The following is a 15,680-nucleotide window of genomic DNA, read 5'->3' as shown; positions in this document are numbered from 1 at the left end:
AGGCGCGGCCGCTGAGGCGGCGCGCGGGAGGCTCCGCCTGAGGGCGGGAGGGTCTCCCCATGGAAGTCATCCCTGCGAAAAAACTGACCGACGTGGCCGATGACGGCCCAGTGCCGCCGTATGTGCAGGCGCTTGAAGACCGCGTGGGCACTTACCTGTCGCATGACCAGGTCATGCGCATCCGCCGAGCCTTCCTGGTCGGCGCCGCGGCCCACGAAGGCCAGACGCGCAAGTCCGGCGAGCCCTACATCACGCATCCGGTCGCCGTCGCCCAGGTGCTGGCCGATCTCGGCCTGGACGCGGAAACGATCATTGCGGCGATCCTGCATGACACACTGGAAGACACCCGGCTGGAGCGCGAAGAGCTCGCCGGTGCCTTCGGTGAGACCGTGGCCGAACTGGTCGACGGTGTCACCAAACTCGACAAGATGCGCTTTTCCAGCCGCGCCGAGGCCGATGCGGAGAGCTTCCGCAAGATGCTCCTGGCGATGGCGCGCGATCTGCGCGTGATCCTGATCAAGCTTTCCGACCGCCTGCACAACATGCGCACGCTGGGTGCGAAGGATGCGCCGTCCCGGCGGCGCATCGCGCGGGAGACGCTGGAGATCTACGCGCCGATTGCCCAGCGGTTGGGCATGAACAAGTTCAAGGCCGAACTGCAGGATCTCGGCTTCAAGGCGCTTTATCCGGATCGCCACCGCATCATCGGTGAGCGCATCCGTGCCGCGCTCGGCAACCGTCGCGAAGCGATGGCGAAGATCGAGATGGCGCTGGAAGGGCGTCTTGCCGCGGAGAAGATTCCGGGGCGCGCCGTCAGCCGGATCAAGTCGGCATGGAGCATCTATTCGAAGATGCGCAACGAGCACAAGTCGTTCGCGCAGCTCATGGATGTGTACGGCTTCCGCGTCATCACCGATTCGGCCATGCACTGCTACATGGCGCTCGGTGCGGTGCACGGTCTCTACAAACCCGTGGACGGCCGGTTCAAGGACTTCATCGCGATTCCGAAGGGCAATGGCTACCAGTCGCTGCATACGGTGCTGCTCGGTCCGTTCGGTGCGCCGATCGAGATCCAGATCCGTACCGCGGAAATGGAGTCGGTGGCCGAGCGTGGTGTGGCGGCACACTGGGCGTACAAGAGCGATTCCGGCCCCGCGAACAGCGCACAGGCGCGTGCGCGCGAATGGCTTTCCGCGCTTGCCGACAGCCAGGCGCATACGCCGTCGGCCTCGGAGTTCCTCGAAAACGTCAAGATCGACCTGTTCCCCGACGAGGTCTATCTGTTCACGCCGCGTGGCGACATCTTCTCGTTGCCGCGCAATGCGACCGCACTCGACTTCGCCTACGCGGTGCATACCGACGTCGGCGATCACGCGGTCGCCGCGCGCGTGGACAAGAAGCTGGTGCCGCTGCGTACGCGCCTGGTATCCGGTCAGCAAGTGGAGATCATCACCGCGCCGTCGGCCGTGCCGAACCCGGGGTGGCTGGAAGCGGTGGTCACCGGCAAGGCGCGCACGGCCATCCGCCAATACCTCAAGCACCTGCAGCACGAGGACGCCGTCGATTTCGGTCATCGCATGCTGGACCGCGCGCTCGATGCACGCGGGCTGAGTCTCGATGCCGTGCCGGCCGCCGCGCTCGACCGCTTCCTCGACGAGGCCAAGCTGAAACGCCTCGAGGAACTGCTCTCGGAGATCGCCCTCGGCAATCGCTTTGCCGACCAGGTCGCCGCACAACTCGTGGCGCTGCTCGGGCCGCGTGACGACACGCCGCCTGTGCCACAGGAGCACTCGACGGAAAAGATCCGCATCAGCGGTGCCGAGCGTGGCGTGCTCAGCTTCGGCAATTGCTGCCACCCGCTGCCCGGTGACGAAATCGTCGGTTTCCTATCGTCGGGCAAGGGCATCGTCGTGCACCGTGTGGAATGCCCGAACGTGGCAGAGTTCCGCAAGACGCCCGAGCGCATCGTCGCGATCGAATGGGATCGCGACGTCAGTGGCGATTACCGCGCCGAACTTCGCATCGAGGTGCTCAACCGTCCGGGCGTGCTCGCCACGGTCGCGGCCGCGATCGCGGATGCGGGATCGAACATCGAAAACGTCGAATACATCGAGCGCGACAGCACGGCGGCAACGCTGCTCTTCGCCATCGAGGTGAAGGATCGCAAGCATCTGGCCGACGTGATGCGCCGCGTGCGGCGCACCGGCGTGGTCAGTGGTGTGTATCGGCATCCGCTATGAGTCCCCCGCCGCGTCGGCGTTAGGCCTCGCGGCAAGAGCGCATCGAGCGGTGGGCCTCGATCGGCAACCTCGATAGACTGTCCCGATTCCCCATCGAGGACGACCCATGACCCGCAGCACCATCGCCACCGACAAGGCACCTTCGGCCATCGGCCCGTACTCGCAGGCCGTGCGCGCCGGCAATACGGTGTATTTCTCGGGACAGATCCCGCTCGACCCGGCGACCGGCAACCTCGTCGAGGGCGATATCACCGCACAGACGCGTCGTGTGTTCGACAACCTCGTCGCCGTCGCCGAGGCGGCGGGTGGCAAGCTGTCCGACATCGTTCGCGTGGGCATCTACGTGACCGATCTCGGGAATTTCGCCGCCGTGAATGCCGTCATGGCCGAGTACTTCCAGCAGCCTTATCCGGCGCGTTCCACCATCGAGGTCTCCGGTCTGCCGAAGGGCGCCCAGGTCGAGGTGGACGCGATTCTCGTCCTGCCTTAAGTCCTCCGTCATTCCCGTGGCCCGCCATCCGACGACGTCCGCCGCCACGACACCGGCGGACCCCGGGCGTACGCCCCTGACGTCGCTGGGTGGCGTGGGGCCGGCACTGGCGGAGACGCTGGGTAAGCTCGGCTTGCGTACGGTGCAGGACCTCTGGTTTCACCTGCCGCTGCGCTATGAAGACCGCACTCGCGTGGTGCCTATCGCCGACCTGCGCCCCGGCGACCGCGCGCAGGTCGAGGGTACGGTCGACTTCATCGAACGCGGATTCCGTTTCCGGCCCCAGTTGAAGGTCATTCTCGGCGACGCCTCCGGCGGCGCGTTGCTGCTGCGTTTCTTCCATTTCCGCAAGGCGCAGATGGAGCAGCTCGCGAAGGGTACGCGGCTGCTCTGCTTTGGCGAGGTGCGCCAAGGGCCGCAAGGGTTGGAGATCGTCCATCCGCAATACCAGCGCATCGAGCCGGACGAGCCCGTTGTCGTGGACGAGCGATTGACTCCGGTCTATCCCACCACGGAAGGGCTTGGGCCTCGTCGTCTGGCTGGCGTGGTCGCGCGTGCGCTCGCGCACCTGCCCACCGATGACCGGCTCGAACTGATTCCCGAGAGCGCAGGCTTGCCGACCGGGCTCAGCTCCCTGCGCGACGCTTTGTTGTACGTGCACAGGCCACCACCGGAAGTGGATCTTCGCGAACTGGGCGAGGGGCGTCATCCGGCCCAGCAGCGTCTGGCCTTCGAAGAATTGCTGACCCAGCACCTCACGCTGCGGCGCATGCGTGCGGCAGTAAAGAAGCGCAAGGCGCCTGCGTTGAAGAGCGCCGGCGCGTTGCACGATCGTCTGCTTGCCGCCTTGCCGTTCGCTCTTACCGGCGCGCAGGCGCGTGTGTCGCAGGAAGTGGCGCGCGATCTGGCCCGCGCGCACCCGATGCTGCGGCTGGTCCAGGGCGATGTCGGCAGCGGCAAGACCGTCGTCGCGGCGCTGGCCGCGGTGGCGGCTATCGAAAGCGGGTACCAGGTGGCCCTTATGGCCCCGACCGAATTGCTGGCCGAGCAGCACCTGCGCAACTTCCGCGCGTGGCTCGAACCCTTGGGACTCAAGGTCGAATGGCTCGCCGGCAAGGTGCAGGGCAAGGCGCGCAAGAGCGCGCTCGGACACGCGGCCGACGGTACGGCGCACATCGTCGTCGGTACCCATGCGCTGATGCAGGAAGGTGTGGCCTTCGCTCGGCTCGGTCTCGTCATCGTCGACGAGCAGCACCGTTTCGGCGTGCACCAACGGCTCGCGTTGCGCGACAAGGGCGCGGAGGGTGAGCTGATTCCGCACCAGCTCGTGCTCACGGCCACGCCGATTCCCCGCACGCTGGCGATGAGCGCCTACGCCGACCTGGACGTCTCGTCGATCGACGAGCTGCCGCCCGGGCGCACACCGGTGCAGACGGTGGCGATCTCCAATGAGCGCCGCTACGACGTGATGGAGCGCATCCACGCGGCCTGCATGCAGGGGCGTCAGGTCTATTGGGTCTGCACGCTCATCGAGGAGTCTGAGCAGCTGAATGCCCAGGCTGCCGAGGTGGCCCATGCGGAACTGACGACGGGGCTGCCGGACCTTGCGGTCGGCTTGATTCACGGCCGCATGAAGCCGAAGGAGAAGCAGGCGGTCATGGACGCCTTCAAGGCCGGCGAGCTCGCGGTGCTGGTGGCGACCACCGTGATCGAAGTGGGCGTGGACGTGCCTAACGCGAGCCTGATGGTGATCGAGAACAGCGAGCGCCTCGGGCTCGCGCAGCTTCATCAGTTGCGTGGTCGCGTGGGTCGTGGCGCCATCGCCTCCAATTGCGTGCTGCTCTACCAGACCCCTCTGTCACGGCTGGCACGCGAGCGTCTGCAGGTGATGCGCGAAACCAACGATGGCTTTCGCATCGCGGAGAAAGACCTCGAACTGCGCGGCCCGGGCGAGGTGCTCGGCACGCGGCAGACGGGCCAGCTTCAATTCCGCATTGCCGACCTGGCGCGGGACGGCCACCTCATGCCCGACGTGCAGCGCGTGGCCGAGGTGATGATGCGCGACTATCCCGACCGTTGCGAACGCCTCATCGCCCGCTGGGTGGGCGAGGCTGCGCGCTACGTCGACGCCTGACCGGCGCGGCGTCCGCCGCGAAACGTCCGTCAGGTCAGGCCGAGGTGCCGCCTTACTTCCGCCGCGATCGCCGCGGTTTCGCGCAGCGGCATCTGTCGATCCGGGGTGTGTGCGTCGAGGTCGTGCAGTAGCCCGGCCGAGCGCAACTCGGCATGGAAGCGCGCAAGTTTCTCCGGCAGGGGTGTCGACACGAACGTATGCACCGGCCGACCCGTGGCGCAGGCTTCGGAAAGCATGTTGACCGAGTCCGGTGTGACCACCAGTCGATCGGCCCAGCCGAGGATGCCCGGGTAGGGATTGGCGCCGTCCGTGCTGTCGGTCCAGACGATCCCCGGTACGCCCGCGAAGGCTTCGCGGATGCCCGCCAGCGCGCCCGCTGGTGTGCGCCGCGATGCCGCCACCAGCACCGTGCCGCCATCGCGGTCGTGACGCGCGCGAACCGCGCGCAGGAACGCATCGAAGGCCGTCATGTCGAACGGCCCTCCATGACGCACACCACCGATGAGCACGCCAAGGCGAGGCGAGGGGAGTTCGGCGAACTGAGCGAACGCTTCCCGGCCGTCCGTCAGCCAGACATCGTCGATGGGATGCAGCGAACCCAACGGGTTGAGCACGTTGTCGCCGCGCAGGTCGTCGTGGCGTGGCGCGATGACCATGTCCCAGTGCGTCGGATCGATCCGCGGGTCCAGGATCTGCACGGCGAGGCATGCGCCCTCGGACCAGAGGCGGATGTGCCGCGTGGCCCATGCGGCCTGGCGTCCACAACCGATCGCCAGCCTGGGCCATGGTGGCAGGAAGCTCTCGTTGTCGCGGCCGAGGGCTAGTCGGGCGGCCGGGAAGGCACGCGGTGCGAACCACGACCAGGGCGCACGCAGGTCCACGACGATCTCGCGAATGGATGGCGTCAGCGCCTCGGCCAGTGCGAGCGCTTGGCGCCGGTTGCCTGCCGCGCCGTCGGTGACTACCCAGCAGGAACCCGGAGGAAGGGCGCTCATGCGGTCTCCCCGGGTTCGATTGTTATCGATTTCGGCACAGTTCGTTCCTTGTCTGACCGGTTCACGAGCGCGCGGTGGCGCTTACACTGTGAGCATGCCGGGTTACCGGTTCTCCGTCACTGTACAAGGATATCCATGAGCGCCCCGTTGACCGATGCCGCCCTCGACCAGCTGTTCCGCACTGCGCGTACCTATAACGCCTGGCTTCCCAAGGAAGTGACCGACGAGCAGATCCGGCAGATCTACGAGCTGGCGAAGATGGGGCCGACCGCCGCCAACGCCTCGCCCATGCGACTGAGCTTCATCAAGTCCAAGGACGCCAAGGAGCGCCTCAAGCCGTTCCTCTCGGAGAACAATGTCGAGAAGACCATGGCGGCGCCGGTAACGGCCATCGTCGCGACGGACTTCGCGTTCTACGAGCAGCTTCCGAAGCTTTTCCCGCACGCTGACGCGCGCAGCTGGTTCGTGGGCAACGAGCCGATGATCCAGTCGGCCGGCATGCGCAACGGTTCGCTGCAGGGTGCCTACCTCATCCTGGCCGCGCGCTCGCTGGGGCTCGATTGCGGTCCGATGTCCGGTTTCGACCAGGCAGGCGTGGATGCGGAGTTCTTCGCAGGCACGCACGTCAAGTCGAACTTCCTGGTGAACATCGGCTACGGTGATCCCAACAAGAATCTGTTCGGTCGTTTGCCTCGCCTCGATTTCGACGAAGCGGCCCAGATTCTCTGATCGTTTCCCGCGGTGACCGCCCGGTCCCGCTGTTGTATGGCAGTACCCACCTTCACTGCAGGAGATTCACATGCGCGCTCTTCGTTACGTCGCCCTCGCCGGTCTGCTCGCTGTCGCCGGCACCGCCGCTGCCGCCCCGGTCACCTACACCCTCGACCCGGGTCACACGATGGTGCTGTTCAGCTGGAACCACTTCGGTTTCTCGAACCCCACGGCTAACCTCGGCCAGGTCGAAGGCACGCTCGTCTATGACGAAAAGGATCCGTCGAAGGCCACCGTCGAGGCGACTCTGCCCCTGTCCGGCCTGGACAGCTTCGTGCCGAAGCTCGACGAACACCTGAAGTCGGCCGACTTCCTCGATGCCGCCAAGTACCCGAACGTCACGTTCAAGAGCACCAAGGTGACGCCGGCCGGCAAGGGCAAGCTGAAGGTCGTCGGTGACCTCACGGTCCACGGCGTGACCAAGCCGGTCACCCTCGACGTGACGCTGAACAAGATCGGCCCGCACCCGATGATGAAGGTGCAGACCGTGGGCTTCGATGCCACGACCACGATCAAGCGTTCGGACTTCGGCGTAGGCGCATACGTGCCGAACGTCTCCGACGAGATCAAGGTCCGCATCACGACCGAAGCTCACGACGCCTCTGCCGAAAAGAAGTAAGCCTAACGGCCGCTTCGACCCTCGAAACCCGCGCCGGCAACGGCGCGGGTTTTCTTTTTTGCTACCATCCTCGATCCCGTTTCAACCGCATCGCCCGGAGTTTTCCCATGCGTCCCAATCCCGCGGCCGCCCCGCTGATCCCGGCGAACGCCGAAAACCGTTACGAAGTGACGCGCGCCGACCTGCCGCTGTCCTGCCCGATGCCCGGCATGTACCTGTGGAATTCGCATCCGCGGGTCTATCTGCCGATCGAAGACGAGGGCGGCCAGTCGAAATGCATGTATTGCGGCGCCGTTTACGTCCTGAAGGATTGATTCGGCCCCTCGTGGGCACGTTTCCTGCATTGCCTGCGTAACTTTTCGCCCACTGGACCCACCCATGGCCACCGTCTCCCCTGGTCGGACGATGACCGTCGTGCAACTCATTCCTGCCCTTCATGCGGGCGGCGCCGAGCGTTCGACTCTCGAAATCGCCAAGGCCCTGGTCCAGGCCGGGCACCGCTCCATCGTGGTTTCCGCTGGCGGCCGCTTGGTCGCCCAGTTGGAGGCCGAAGGCAGCCGGCACGTCACGCTGCCGATCGGGCGCAAGTCGCTCGCTACCCTGTTCACGGTGGGCAAGCTGCGCCGCCTCTTGCGCGAGGTGCAGCCGGACATCGTTCACGCGCGTTCCCGCCTGCCCGCGTGGATTGGCTGGTGGGCCATGCGCGGCGTGAAGCCTCGCCCGCATTTCTTCACCACGGTGCACGGCCTCAACAGCCCGGGTCGCTATAGCGCCATCCTGATGCGCGGCGAGCGGGTGATCGTGGTCTCGCAGACCTTGCGTGATTACGTGCTGCGGCATTACCCGGACGACGTCGACGCCGCCCGCATCGCGGTCGTTCCGCGGGGTGTCGATACCGACGCCTTTCCCTACGGATACCGTCCGGACGATACCTGGCAGCGCGCGTTCTTCGAGCAGTATCCGCAGCTGGCAGGGGCGCCCCTGCTGACGCTCCCCGGCCGCGGCACGCGCCTCAAGGGACATGCGGATGCGATCGAGCTGATCGCCGACCTTGCCCAGCGATCCATCGACGCGCGTTTGCTTCTTCTGGGTGCGGACGAGCCGGGGCGAGAGGCCTATGTGGCTGAACTGCGCGCCCTCATCCACCGCCGCGGGCTGGACGACAAGGTGGTGATCTCGCCACAGCGTTCGGACGTCCGCGACGTCTACGCCATGTCCGACATCGTCCTGCAGCTTTCCAATCGACCCGAGTCGTTCGGCCGCACGGTGGTCGAGGCGCTGGCGCTCTGCCGGCCGGTCATGGGTTATGCCCATGGCGGGGTGGGCGAACTGCTGGCCGAGCTGTATCCGGCCGGACGCGTGCCGCTGGGCGACCGCGAAAAGCTCGTGGAGCGCGCCGCCGAGTTGCTGCGCTTCGCGCCGCCGATTCCGCCGCCGCGCAGCTATCGCCTGTCCGACATGCAAGCCGCGACCCTGGCTCTCTACGCCGAGGTGGTGGAAGGCGTGCCTGCCGCGTGAGCAGGCCCGGCATCGGCGCATCGATCAGGGCGGGGCTGGCCTCGCCGCTGCTTCCGGTGTGGCTGGTTCCCGCACTGCTTCCGTTCGGACGCAGTGCGGAGCTGGGCGTCTTTCTTGCCCTCATCGGGAGCGTGTTGCTGCTCGTGCGCGAGCCGCACGCCTTGCGCGAGCACGACGGGGCGAAACTGTTCCTGGCGCTGTTCGCCGCCTACGCGGGCGCCGCGTTGCTGTCGGCCGTCGATGCCGTCGCGCCAGGCAAGAGCTGGGGCACGGTCGCGGGCATTCTCCGCTTCGCACCGCTGGGCGTGTACACCTGCTTCGCCATGCGTCGCCCGGGGAAAGTCCGAGCACTGTACGTCGCAACGGCGGCAGTGATTGCCATCTGGGTCGTCGATGCGTGGGTTCAGGCGCTTACCGGTTACGGACTTGCTGGCGCGTCCGATCCGGAACGACTTTCCGGCATCTTCGGCGCGACCAATCTGAAGCTGGGGCCGGCGCTTTCGGCACTGGCTCCGTTTCTACTCTGGGCAGTCCGCGAGCGATGGGGTCGACGCGGACTGATCATTGCCTTCCTGCTCGTGCTGGGGCCGGTGCTGCTGTCCGGCTCGCGTGCGTCGTGGATCTGCTACGGCCTGGTCGCCTGCGGTTTCCTCTGGCGCGAGGCGGGTTCGGCGCGGCGCTTCGCGGTCGCGTGTGCGGCGACGGGCGTGACCGTCGCCCTGGTGGCGTTGCTTGCCTGGCAGGTCTCGCCGCGCTTTCGTGATCGGGTGGCCCATACCGTGCCGGCGTTGTCCGGCACCTCGGCGGGTCTGGATGCGGCGCTCACGGGCCGCCTCGACATCTGGCGTACGGCGGTGCGTCTGTACACAGCACATCCGATCAATGGCGTCGGCGTACGTGGCTTCCGCGTCGCCTATCCCTCTGCCGCATCGCCGGGCGATCACTTCCTCACTGCCGAGAAGTGCGGGGACGGGGAGGGCGCCTGTCACCCTCATCAAGTCGTGCTCGAGGTGGCGACGGAGACGGGAACGCTAGGTCTCATCGCCTGGCTAGCCGCGACTGCGCTCGCCGTACGCACCTGGTGGCGAGCGGGCAGGGCGGCACGTGAGCGAGCCTTTCCACCGACGGTGGCGTTGGTGGCGATCCTGTTTCCGCTGAACACGCACATGGCGTTCTACTCGGCGTGGTGGGGGTTGCTGGCGGCGTGGCTTGTGTCGGTGTGGTGCGCAGCGCTGTTCGCCGACATTCCCGACGAAGGGACACGTCATGGCGCGTGAACCGTTGTCCGTCGTCGTCACGACATGGAACAACGCGGATACGATCGGCACCTGCCTCGCCTCGGTCGCGTTCGCCGACGAGATCGTCGTGCTCGACTCGGGCTCCACCGACGCGACGCGCGAGATCGCGCTGGCGCGCGGCGCGCGTGTCGAGGTGCGTGCTTTCGCCGGCTACAGCCTGCAGAAGCAGGCCGCGATCGATCTTGCGCAGCACCGCTGGGTGCTTTTGCTGGACTCCGACGAAGCGCTCACCGCGCTCGCCGCCGAGCGTGTCCGAAGCGTATTGGAATCGCCCGACGCCGCGGGTTACGTGCTGCTGCGCCGGGAGTGGGTGTTCTGGCGATGGCAGCCCGACCGCGCGCGCCTCAATCATTACGTGCGTCTGTTCGATCGGACGCGGGCGCGCATGAGCGGACATGAGGTGCACGAAAGCGTCGTCGTGGAGGGCCCCGTGAAGCGGCTCGACGCAGTGATCGACCACTATGGCGAGCGCGACATCGAAGGCCGGGTGGACAAGGCCAACCGCTACTCATCGTTGCAGGTGCGTGACCGGCATGCGCGCGCGCCACGGTTTCTGCGCATGCGTATGGTGCTTTATCCGACGGTGGCCTTTGCTCGTTACTACTTCTGGCGCGGCCACTGGCGCGGCGGTTGGGCGGGCTTCGTCGCGGCCCGCGTCCATGCGTTCTATGCGTTCCTCAAGTACGCGAAGCTGTATGAGCTGCGTCGTTCAGGCGGCGAGGGGAATGGCCGTCCGTTCGAGGCCGAACGCGGCCAGGACTAGTTCGCACGCGTCGTGGCGGAATGCCTCGCGTCGACGGAATTCGCTGCGGCGCTTGCTTTCGACCTCCGACGCGCAACGCACCGGTTCGCGGGGCGGAAGCTCGAAGAAGCCATCCTTTCCCGGGGTGCCTTCCGCCTCGAGCCAGAACGCGTCGTAGTCCGCCTTGACCTTGTTCGGGATGCCAGCGAACACATGGGCCGCGTTGCTGATGCCTACCACGCGCTCGATACCGAACCCTTCGGCAAGCGCGCGGATCATCGACAGCAACAGGTTCTTCGGGCGCAGGCCGTGGCATTGTCGCGTCAGCTCGCGCACCACGTCGCGCCCTGCATTGTTGGCCGCGCCTTGCAGGCAGCCGATGGCGATGGTGCGTCCGCCGTCGATGAAGGAAATCGTCGCGTAGGAGATCTGCAGGCCATTGTCATCGGTGAGCGAGAGGCTGAGTTCGCCCTCGCGACTGCGGCGGAACGGCGCCTTGAGGATGATCGACAGCCTGCGTCCATCGCGCAGGGGCAGGGTGCCCAACAGCACCTGCCGTTCCCGATAGATCGTATGGAAGAACGGACGTGGCAGTCGGGCGAGCACGAAATCGTAGTGATCGCGCAGTGCGTGCAGACGCTGCGTCCGCGTCCACGCGATGCTGATGTAGCGATGCTGGTAGCGCTCGATCAGCACGCGATCGATCGACGTGATACCTGCCATCGCAGGTGATTCGAGAAAGGCGAGCCACGCGTCGTGTTCGCGCCAGCGCGACACGCAGCGACCCACGTACGTAAGCAAGGCGCCGATGCCGTGAGTGCGCTTACTGTGCCATCCGGTGCGACCACGCAGGGAACGCGCGAAGCGGAAGAACGATTGCATGGAAAGGTCCGTCTTGTAATCAACGACGGACGTTCTACGCGCGCAATTTTTCGCGAGGCTTTCGATTGCCGTGACGGATTACACGTCGTCGTGTCGGCGTATGTCGCACTGAAAGATGCAGGAAAGTTCGGCGAAAGCGAAGCGGTAACGTTCCTGCAATCAGTAGATTTTCGGCTCGCCCGGCGGTCGCGTCTTGAAGCGCTTGTGCACCCACAGATACTGCTCCGGCGCTTCGCGCACCATCTGCTCGATCTGTGCGTTGACCCGTGCGGTATCGGCAGCGGCGTCATCGCTTGGGAAGTGATCCAGCGGCGCGCCGAGGCGCATGGCATAACCCGAGTCGCCGGGTAGACGTCGGTGATAGAAAGGAATGACCAGCGCGCCTGACATGCGTGCCAGATGATGCGTCGCGGTGATGGTGGCGGCCGGAACGCCAAAGAAAGGCGCGAACACGTTGTCCTTGCTGCGCATGTCCTGATCGGGCGCGTACCACAGCGTGCCTCCGGACTTGAGGTATTTCACCGTCCCGCGGATGTCGTCCTTCTCGAACATCGCTGCCGCGTAGTGCAGGCGGGCGCGGAGCACGGTGAACTCGAAGACGTCCGAATCCATGCGACGGTACATGCCGGCGATGGGGATGCGTCGCGACACCAGGCGCGCGCACAGTTCGAGGTGCGAGAAGTGCCCGCCGACCAGCAGCACGCCACGGCCGGCCTTGCGCGCCAGCTCCAGGTGTTCCAGTCCTTCGACCGTGACAGGCACCTTCGCCAACGCACGATCCGAACCCATCCATCCCAGCGCGAACTCCGCCAGCATCATGCCTACGTCGCAAAGGTTGGCGCGGACCAGCGCCTTCTGCGCTTCCGGGTCGAGTTCGGGAAAGCACAGCGCGATGTTGGTCGCGGCAATGCGTCGACGCTCCGGATTCAGATGCAAGGCCAGGCGGCCGGCCAGCCGGCCGAGCCGCATCAGCATGCGAAACGGCAGGTGAGCGATCAGCCAGATCAGGGCAACGCCAAGCCAGGCCGCCCAGTGACGGGGGCCAAGCAGGGTGCGGGTGAGGTGAGGACGTGGCATTCCGGGCATGGCCGGCCATTGTAACGAATGGGGGCAGCTATACTGCCCGACCACCGGTATGACCAGGGGTCCGCGTGCTGCTGCGCCTGCTTTACAACCTTGCGATGTACCTGTTCACGCCCCTGGTGATGCTTCGCCTGATGGCGCGCGGCATGCGCTACGGCGACTATCACGTGCGTTGGCGGGAGCGTTTCGGCCAGTTCCGCGAGCCCCGCCTGGCGGGTTGTCTGTGGGTGCATGCCGTGTCCGTGGGCGAGGTGAATGCGGCCGAGCCCCTGGTCAAGGCGCTGATGGAGGCCTATCCCGCGGCGCCCATGCTGGTCACCACGGTGACGCCCACCGGCTCGGAACGCGTGCGTCAGTTGTTCGGCGACAGCGTCCACAGCGTGTACCTGCCCTACGACCTTCCGTTCGCGGTGAAGCGTTTCCTGCGCAATACGCGCCCTCGCTTGGCGGTCATCGTCGAAACCGAGATCTGGCCGAACCTTTACTTCGCCTGTCGCCGCCACGGCATTCCCCTGCTGATTGCCAATGCCCGGCTGTCCGAACGCTCCCTGAGGGGCTATGCGCGCATGAGTTCGCTGGTCAAGCGCGCCCTGCGTTGCGTGAGCCACATCGCGGCGCAATCGCGAACCGATGCTGCCCGTTATCGCTTGCTGGGTGCCGAGCCGAGTCAGCTCACCGTCTGCGGCAACCTCAAGTTCGATATGCCGGTGCCTCAGGCCGCGTTGGAATCTGGCATGGCCATGCGCGAGGCATGGGGCAAGGGCAGGCCTGTGTGGATCGCCGCCAGCACGCACGAGGGTGAGGAGATGTGTGTCCTCGAAGCCCATCTCGACGTGATGCGCCGTCTTCCCGATGCCTTGTTGCTTATCGCGCCCCGCCATCCGGAACGGTTCAAGGCTGTCGAGGCCTCCGTGCGCAGCCTCGGTTTCCAAGTGGCGACGCGCAGCGCCGACGGGGCGCCCGGTCACGGCACACAATGCTTCGTGATCGATTCCATGGGCGAATTACTGCGCTTCTTTGCGGCGTCCGACGTGGCCTTCGTGGGCGGCAGTCTCATATCGATCGGCGGCCATAACGTGCTCGAGCCCGCCGCGCTATGCAAGCCGGTGCTGGTAGGACCGCACACGTTCAACTTCGAGGAAATCACCCAGGCCCTGATCGACGAAGGTGGCGGTCAGCGGGTGGAGGACGGCGGCCAGTTGGGAGAGCAGGTGCTTTCCCTGTTGCGTGATCGGGAACGTCGCGAAGCCATGGGCCTTCGCGCGCGCCACGTCTTCGACAGCGAGCGCGGCTCGGTCGGCAAGGTCATGGAACTGGTGGATCGCCTGTTGCAGGAGTGACGTCTTCGCAGGCACCTAGAGATGTAGGTTTGGCTTCATCGCTCCGTTGGCTCCTCGCCGCCATGGCGGCTCCCTCAGGGCGAAGGTCCCTGGCGGCACAAAAAAACGGGCCACGAGGGCCCGTTTCTTTTCGCGGCATATCAAGCGTTACTGAAGCAGCGCGTTGATCGCTTCGAGGTCCTTCACGTCCACCGTGCCGGCCGTCTGCTTGAGCAGCAGCTTGTCGAGGATGAACTGGTGACGGGCCTGCGAGTAGTCGCTGAGCGCCTGGGTCAGGTTTTGCTGGGCGATGAGCACGTCCACGATGGTGCGCGTGCCGACTTCGAAACCGGCCTGCGTCGCGTCACGCGCGCTTTCCGACGACTCGACGGCCGCCTTGGTCGCCTCGACCTTGCTGATGCCGGCGACGACGGAGCGATAGTAGTTCAGCGTGTCGCGGACCACCTGGCGGCGGGAGCTTTCCAGGGAGTCCTGGGCGGCATCACGCTGGTAAATCGACTGGCGAACACGCGACTGCGTAGCGCCACCGGCAAAGATCGGCACGTTCAAGGTCAGGCCCACCGTGGTCGCGCCACGACCGTTGCTGCTGCCGAGCGTCCCGGCACTCGATGCCGTTCCCGCGTTCTGCGTCCACGAGGTGGACTTGTTGTAACCCAGCGTCGCGTCGATCGTCGGCAGATGGCCCGCGCGTGCGGAGGAGATGCTGTGCTCCGCGGAATCGACGTTGTACTGCGACGCGATGATCGTGGGATTGCTCTTCACGGCTTCGGCGACCCAGGCCTTCGGATCGTTCGGGCTCGGCGGGTCCATCGGCAACTGCTCGCGCAGCTTCTTCAGGTTGTCGGCCGGCTTGCCGGTGATCTGGGTGAGCGCTTCGCGCGAATCCGCCAGCGTGTTCTCGGCGGTGATGACGGCAGCCACGGCGGTGTCGTGCTGCGCCTTGGCATCCTGCACGTCGGTGATCGCAGACAGGCCCACATCGAAGCGCTGCTGCGCCTGTTCGAGCTGGCGGGCGAGTGCCTGCTCGTTGGCCTTGGCGAAGGTCAGGGCATCGTCGTTCGTCAGCACCTGGAAGTAGGCCGTGGCGACGCGCGTGGCCAACTGCTGCAGGGCCGCCTCGTACGTGGCGTCCTGCGCCTGCGACGACGACTTCGCTGCCTTGAGGTCGGAGTAGCGGCTGAGGTCGAGCACGCTCTGGCTGATCGTGGCGCCGAGCTGGCGGGTGCGCGTGTGACCCGCATCCGAGGTGAGCACCGGGTTGCCGGCACCGTCGACAACCGGATTACCTGCTGCGTCGGTGACGATCGAGCGCGAAGGACCATTCGGGTCGTTCTGGTTCAGGCTGAGCTGGGCACTGATCTGCGGCAGCAGCAGAGCACGGGCCTGCACCACGTTCTCACCCGTCGCCAGGCGAGTGGAATCGGCTTGCGATAGCACCGGATCGTTGGCGCGGGCCTGCCGATAGGCGTCGAGCAGGTCTTCCGCGTGGGTTGCGAAAGGCGTCGCGGCCAATGCCAGCGCGACGGTGAGCAGCTTCAAGCGCATGGTGTCGCCTCGTGGGTAAGGGA

Annotated in this window: 14 protein-coding genes; 10 read left to right on the top strand and 4 right to left on the bottom strand. The window is 66.1% G+C overall.

Features of this window, described 5'->3' with window-relative positions; genetic code table 11:
* Window positions 1-59 precede the first annotated feature (59 nt).
* The 3 genes from BT115_RS16465 (at window position 60) to recG (ending at window position 4,864) form a co-directional block, all read left to right on the top strand.
* Window positions 60-2,240 (top strand): RelA/SpoT family protein, encoded by a 2,181-nt coding sequence (locus tag BT115_RS16465; protein ID WP_072323733.1) that lies wholly within the window; start codon window positions 60-62, stop codon window positions 2,238-2,240.
* Between the two features lie 106 nt (window positions 2,241-2,346).
* Window positions 2,347-2,730, top strand: a complete 384-nt coding sequence (locus tag BT115_RS16460; protein ID WP_072323732.1) for a RidA family protein — start codon at window positions 2,347-2,349, stop codon at window positions 2,728-2,730.
* A 16-nt stretch (window positions 2,731-2,746) separates the two neighbouring features.
* The gene (recG, locus tag BT115_RS16455) at window positions 2,747-4,864 is read left to right on the top strand and encodes an ATP-dependent DNA helicase RecG (protein ID WP_072323731.1); all 2,118 of its coding nucleotides are present in this window, start codon (window positions 2,747-2,749) and stop codon (window positions 4,862-4,864) included.
* Between the two features lie 29 nt (window positions 4,865-4,893).
* Here recG and BT115_RS16450 read toward each other — a convergent pair whose 3' ends face one another.
* On the bottom strand, window positions 4,894-5,859 hold the full coding sequence (locus BT115_RS16450) for a mitochondrial fission ELM1 family protein (protein ID WP_072323730.1): 966 nt from the start codon (window positions 5,857-5,859) through the stop codon (window positions 4,894-4,896).
* Between the two features lie 135 nt (window positions 5,860-5,994).
* Here BT115_RS16450 and BT115_RS16445 point away from each other — a divergent pair, with 135 nt between their 5' ends.
* The 6 genes from BT115_RS16445 to BT115_RS16420 all read left to right on the top strand — a co-directional run bounded on the left by BT115_RS16445 (window position 5,995) and on the right by BT115_RS16420 (window position 10,828).
* Window positions 5,995-6,588: a malonic semialdehyde reductase gene (locus tag BT115_RS16445; protein WP_072323729.1), complete on the top strand. Its 594-nt coding sequence runs from the start codon at window positions 5,995-5,997 to the stop codon at window positions 6,586-6,588.
* 70 nt (window positions 6,589-6,658) lie between these two features.
* Window positions 6,659-7,249 carry a YceI family protein gene (locus BT115_RS16440; RefSeq protein WP_072323728.1) on the top strand — a complete coding sequence of 197 codons (591 nt, stop codon included), beginning with the start codon at window positions 6,659-6,661 and terminating at the stop codon, window positions 7,247-7,249.
* Window positions 7,250-7,356: 107 nt separating this feature from the next.
* Window positions 7,357-7,563 (top strand): zinc-finger domain-containing protein, encoded by a 207-nt coding sequence (locus tag BT115_RS16435; RefSeq protein ID WP_072323727.1) that lies wholly within the window; start codon window positions 7,357-7,359, stop codon window positions 7,561-7,563.
* Between the two features lie 64 nt (window positions 7,564-7,627).
* Complete coding sequence (locus BT115_RS16430; protein WP_072323726.1) at window positions 7,628-8,767, top strand: glycosyltransferase; 1,140 nt, start codon at window positions 7,628-7,630, stop codon at window positions 8,765-8,767.
* Window positions 8,764-10,044 (top strand): O-antigen ligase family protein, encoded by a 1,281-nt coding sequence (locus BT115_RS16425; protein ID WP_255369460.1) that lies wholly within the window; start codon window positions 8,764-8,766, stop codon window positions 10,042-10,044. The genes BT115_RS16430 and BT115_RS16425 overlap by 4 nt, the downstream gene beginning before the upstream one ends.
* A complete protein-coding gene (locus BT115_RS16420; protein WP_072323725.1) occupies window positions 10,034-10,828 on the top strand; it encodes a glycosyltransferase family 2 protein in 795 nt (264 codons plus the stop codon). The genes BT115_RS16425 and BT115_RS16420 overlap by 11 nt, the downstream gene beginning before the upstream one ends.
* On the opposite strand, the gene BT115_RS16415 is transcribed toward BT115_RS16420, so the two are convergent.
* Both BT115_RS16415 and lpxL read right to left on the bottom strand, forming a co-directional pair.
* Entirely contained in the window at window positions 10,775-11,689 is a 915-nt protein-coding gene (locus BT115_RS16415; protein WP_072323724.1) for a VirK/YbjX family protein, read from the bottom strand. The genes BT115_RS16420 and BT115_RS16415 overlap by 54 nt on opposite strands.
* Window positions 11,690-11,848: 159 nt before the next feature.
* Window positions 11,849-12,766: an LpxL/LpxP family Kdo(2)-lipid IV(A) lauroyl/palmitoleoyl acyltransferase gene (gene lpxL / locus BT115_RS16410; protein ID WP_083527545.1), complete on the bottom strand. Its 918-nt coding sequence runs from the start codon at window positions 12,764-12,766 to the stop codon at window positions 11,849-11,851.
* 74 nt (window positions 12,767-12,840) lie between these two features.
* Here lpxL and waaA point away from each other — a divergent pair, with 74 nt between their 5' ends.
* Entirely contained in the window at window positions 12,841-14,112 is a 1,272-nt protein-coding gene (gene waaA, locus BT115_RS16405) for a lipid IV(A) 3-deoxy-D-manno-octulosonic acid transferase (RefSeq protein ID WP_343124058.1), read from the top strand.
* 147 nt (window positions 14,113-14,259) lie between these two features.
* Here waaA and BT115_RS16400 read toward each other — a convergent pair whose 3' ends face one another.
* Window positions 14,260-15,657, bottom strand: coding sequence for a TolC family outer membrane protein (locus BT115_RS16400; protein ID WP_072323722.1), 1,398 nt, complete (start codon window positions 15,655-15,657; stop codon window positions 14,260-14,262).
* Window positions 15,658-15,680 lie beyond the last annotated feature (23 nt).

This window comes from Luteibacter sp. UNCMF366Tsu5.1 (genome assembly GCF_900119235.1).
Classification (GTDB): Bacteria; Pseudomonadota; Gammaproteobacteria; order Xanthomonadales; family Rhodanobacteraceae; genus Luteibacter; species Luteibacter flocculans.
This window is presented reverse-complemented; position numbering and strand designations above follow the sequence as displayed.

Coding starts and splice junctions, on each gene's coding strand:
- BT115_RS16445 (WP_072323729.1), top strand. CDS start 5,995: ATGAGCGCCCCGTTGACCGATGCCGCCCTCGACCAGCTGTTCCGCACT.
- BT115_RS16465 (WP_072323733.1), top strand. CDS start 60: ATGGAAGTCATCCCTGCGAAAAAACTGACCGACGTGGCCGATGACGGC.
- BT115_RS16440 (WP_072323728.1), top strand. CDS start 6,659: ATGCGCGCTCTTCGTTACGTCGCCCTCGCCGGTCTGCTCGCTGTCGCC.
- lpxL (WP_083527545.1), bottom strand. CDS start 12,766: ATGCCACGTCCTCACCTCACCCGCACCCTGCTTGGCCCCCGTCACTGG.
- BT115_RS16415 (WP_072323724.1), bottom strand. CDS start 11,689: ATGCAATCGTTCTTCCGCTTCGCGCGTTCCCTGCGTGGTCGCACCGGA.
- BT115_RS16400 (WP_072323722.1), bottom strand. CDS start 15,657: ATGCGCTTGAAGCTGCTCACCGTCGCGCTGGCATTGGCCGCGACGCCT.
- BT115_RS16430 (WP_072323726.1), top strand. CDS start 7,628: ATGGCCACCGTCTCCCCTGGTCGGACGATGACCGTCGTGCAACTCATT.
- BT115_RS16450 (WP_072323730.1), bottom strand. CDS start 5,859: ATGAGCGCCCTTCCTCCGGGTTCCTGCTGGGTAGTCACCGACGGCGCG.
- BT115_RS16435 (WP_072323727.1), top strand. CDS start 7,357: ATGCGTCCCAATCCCGCGGCCGCCCCGCTGATCCCGGCGAACGCCGAA.
- BT115_RS16460 (WP_072323732.1), top strand. CDS start 2,347: ATGACCCGCAGCACCATCGCCACCGACAAGGCACCTTCGGCCATCGGC.
- BT115_RS16420 (WP_072323725.1), top strand. CDS start 10,034: ATGGCGCGTGAACCGTTGTCCGTCGTCGTCACGACATGGAACAACGCG.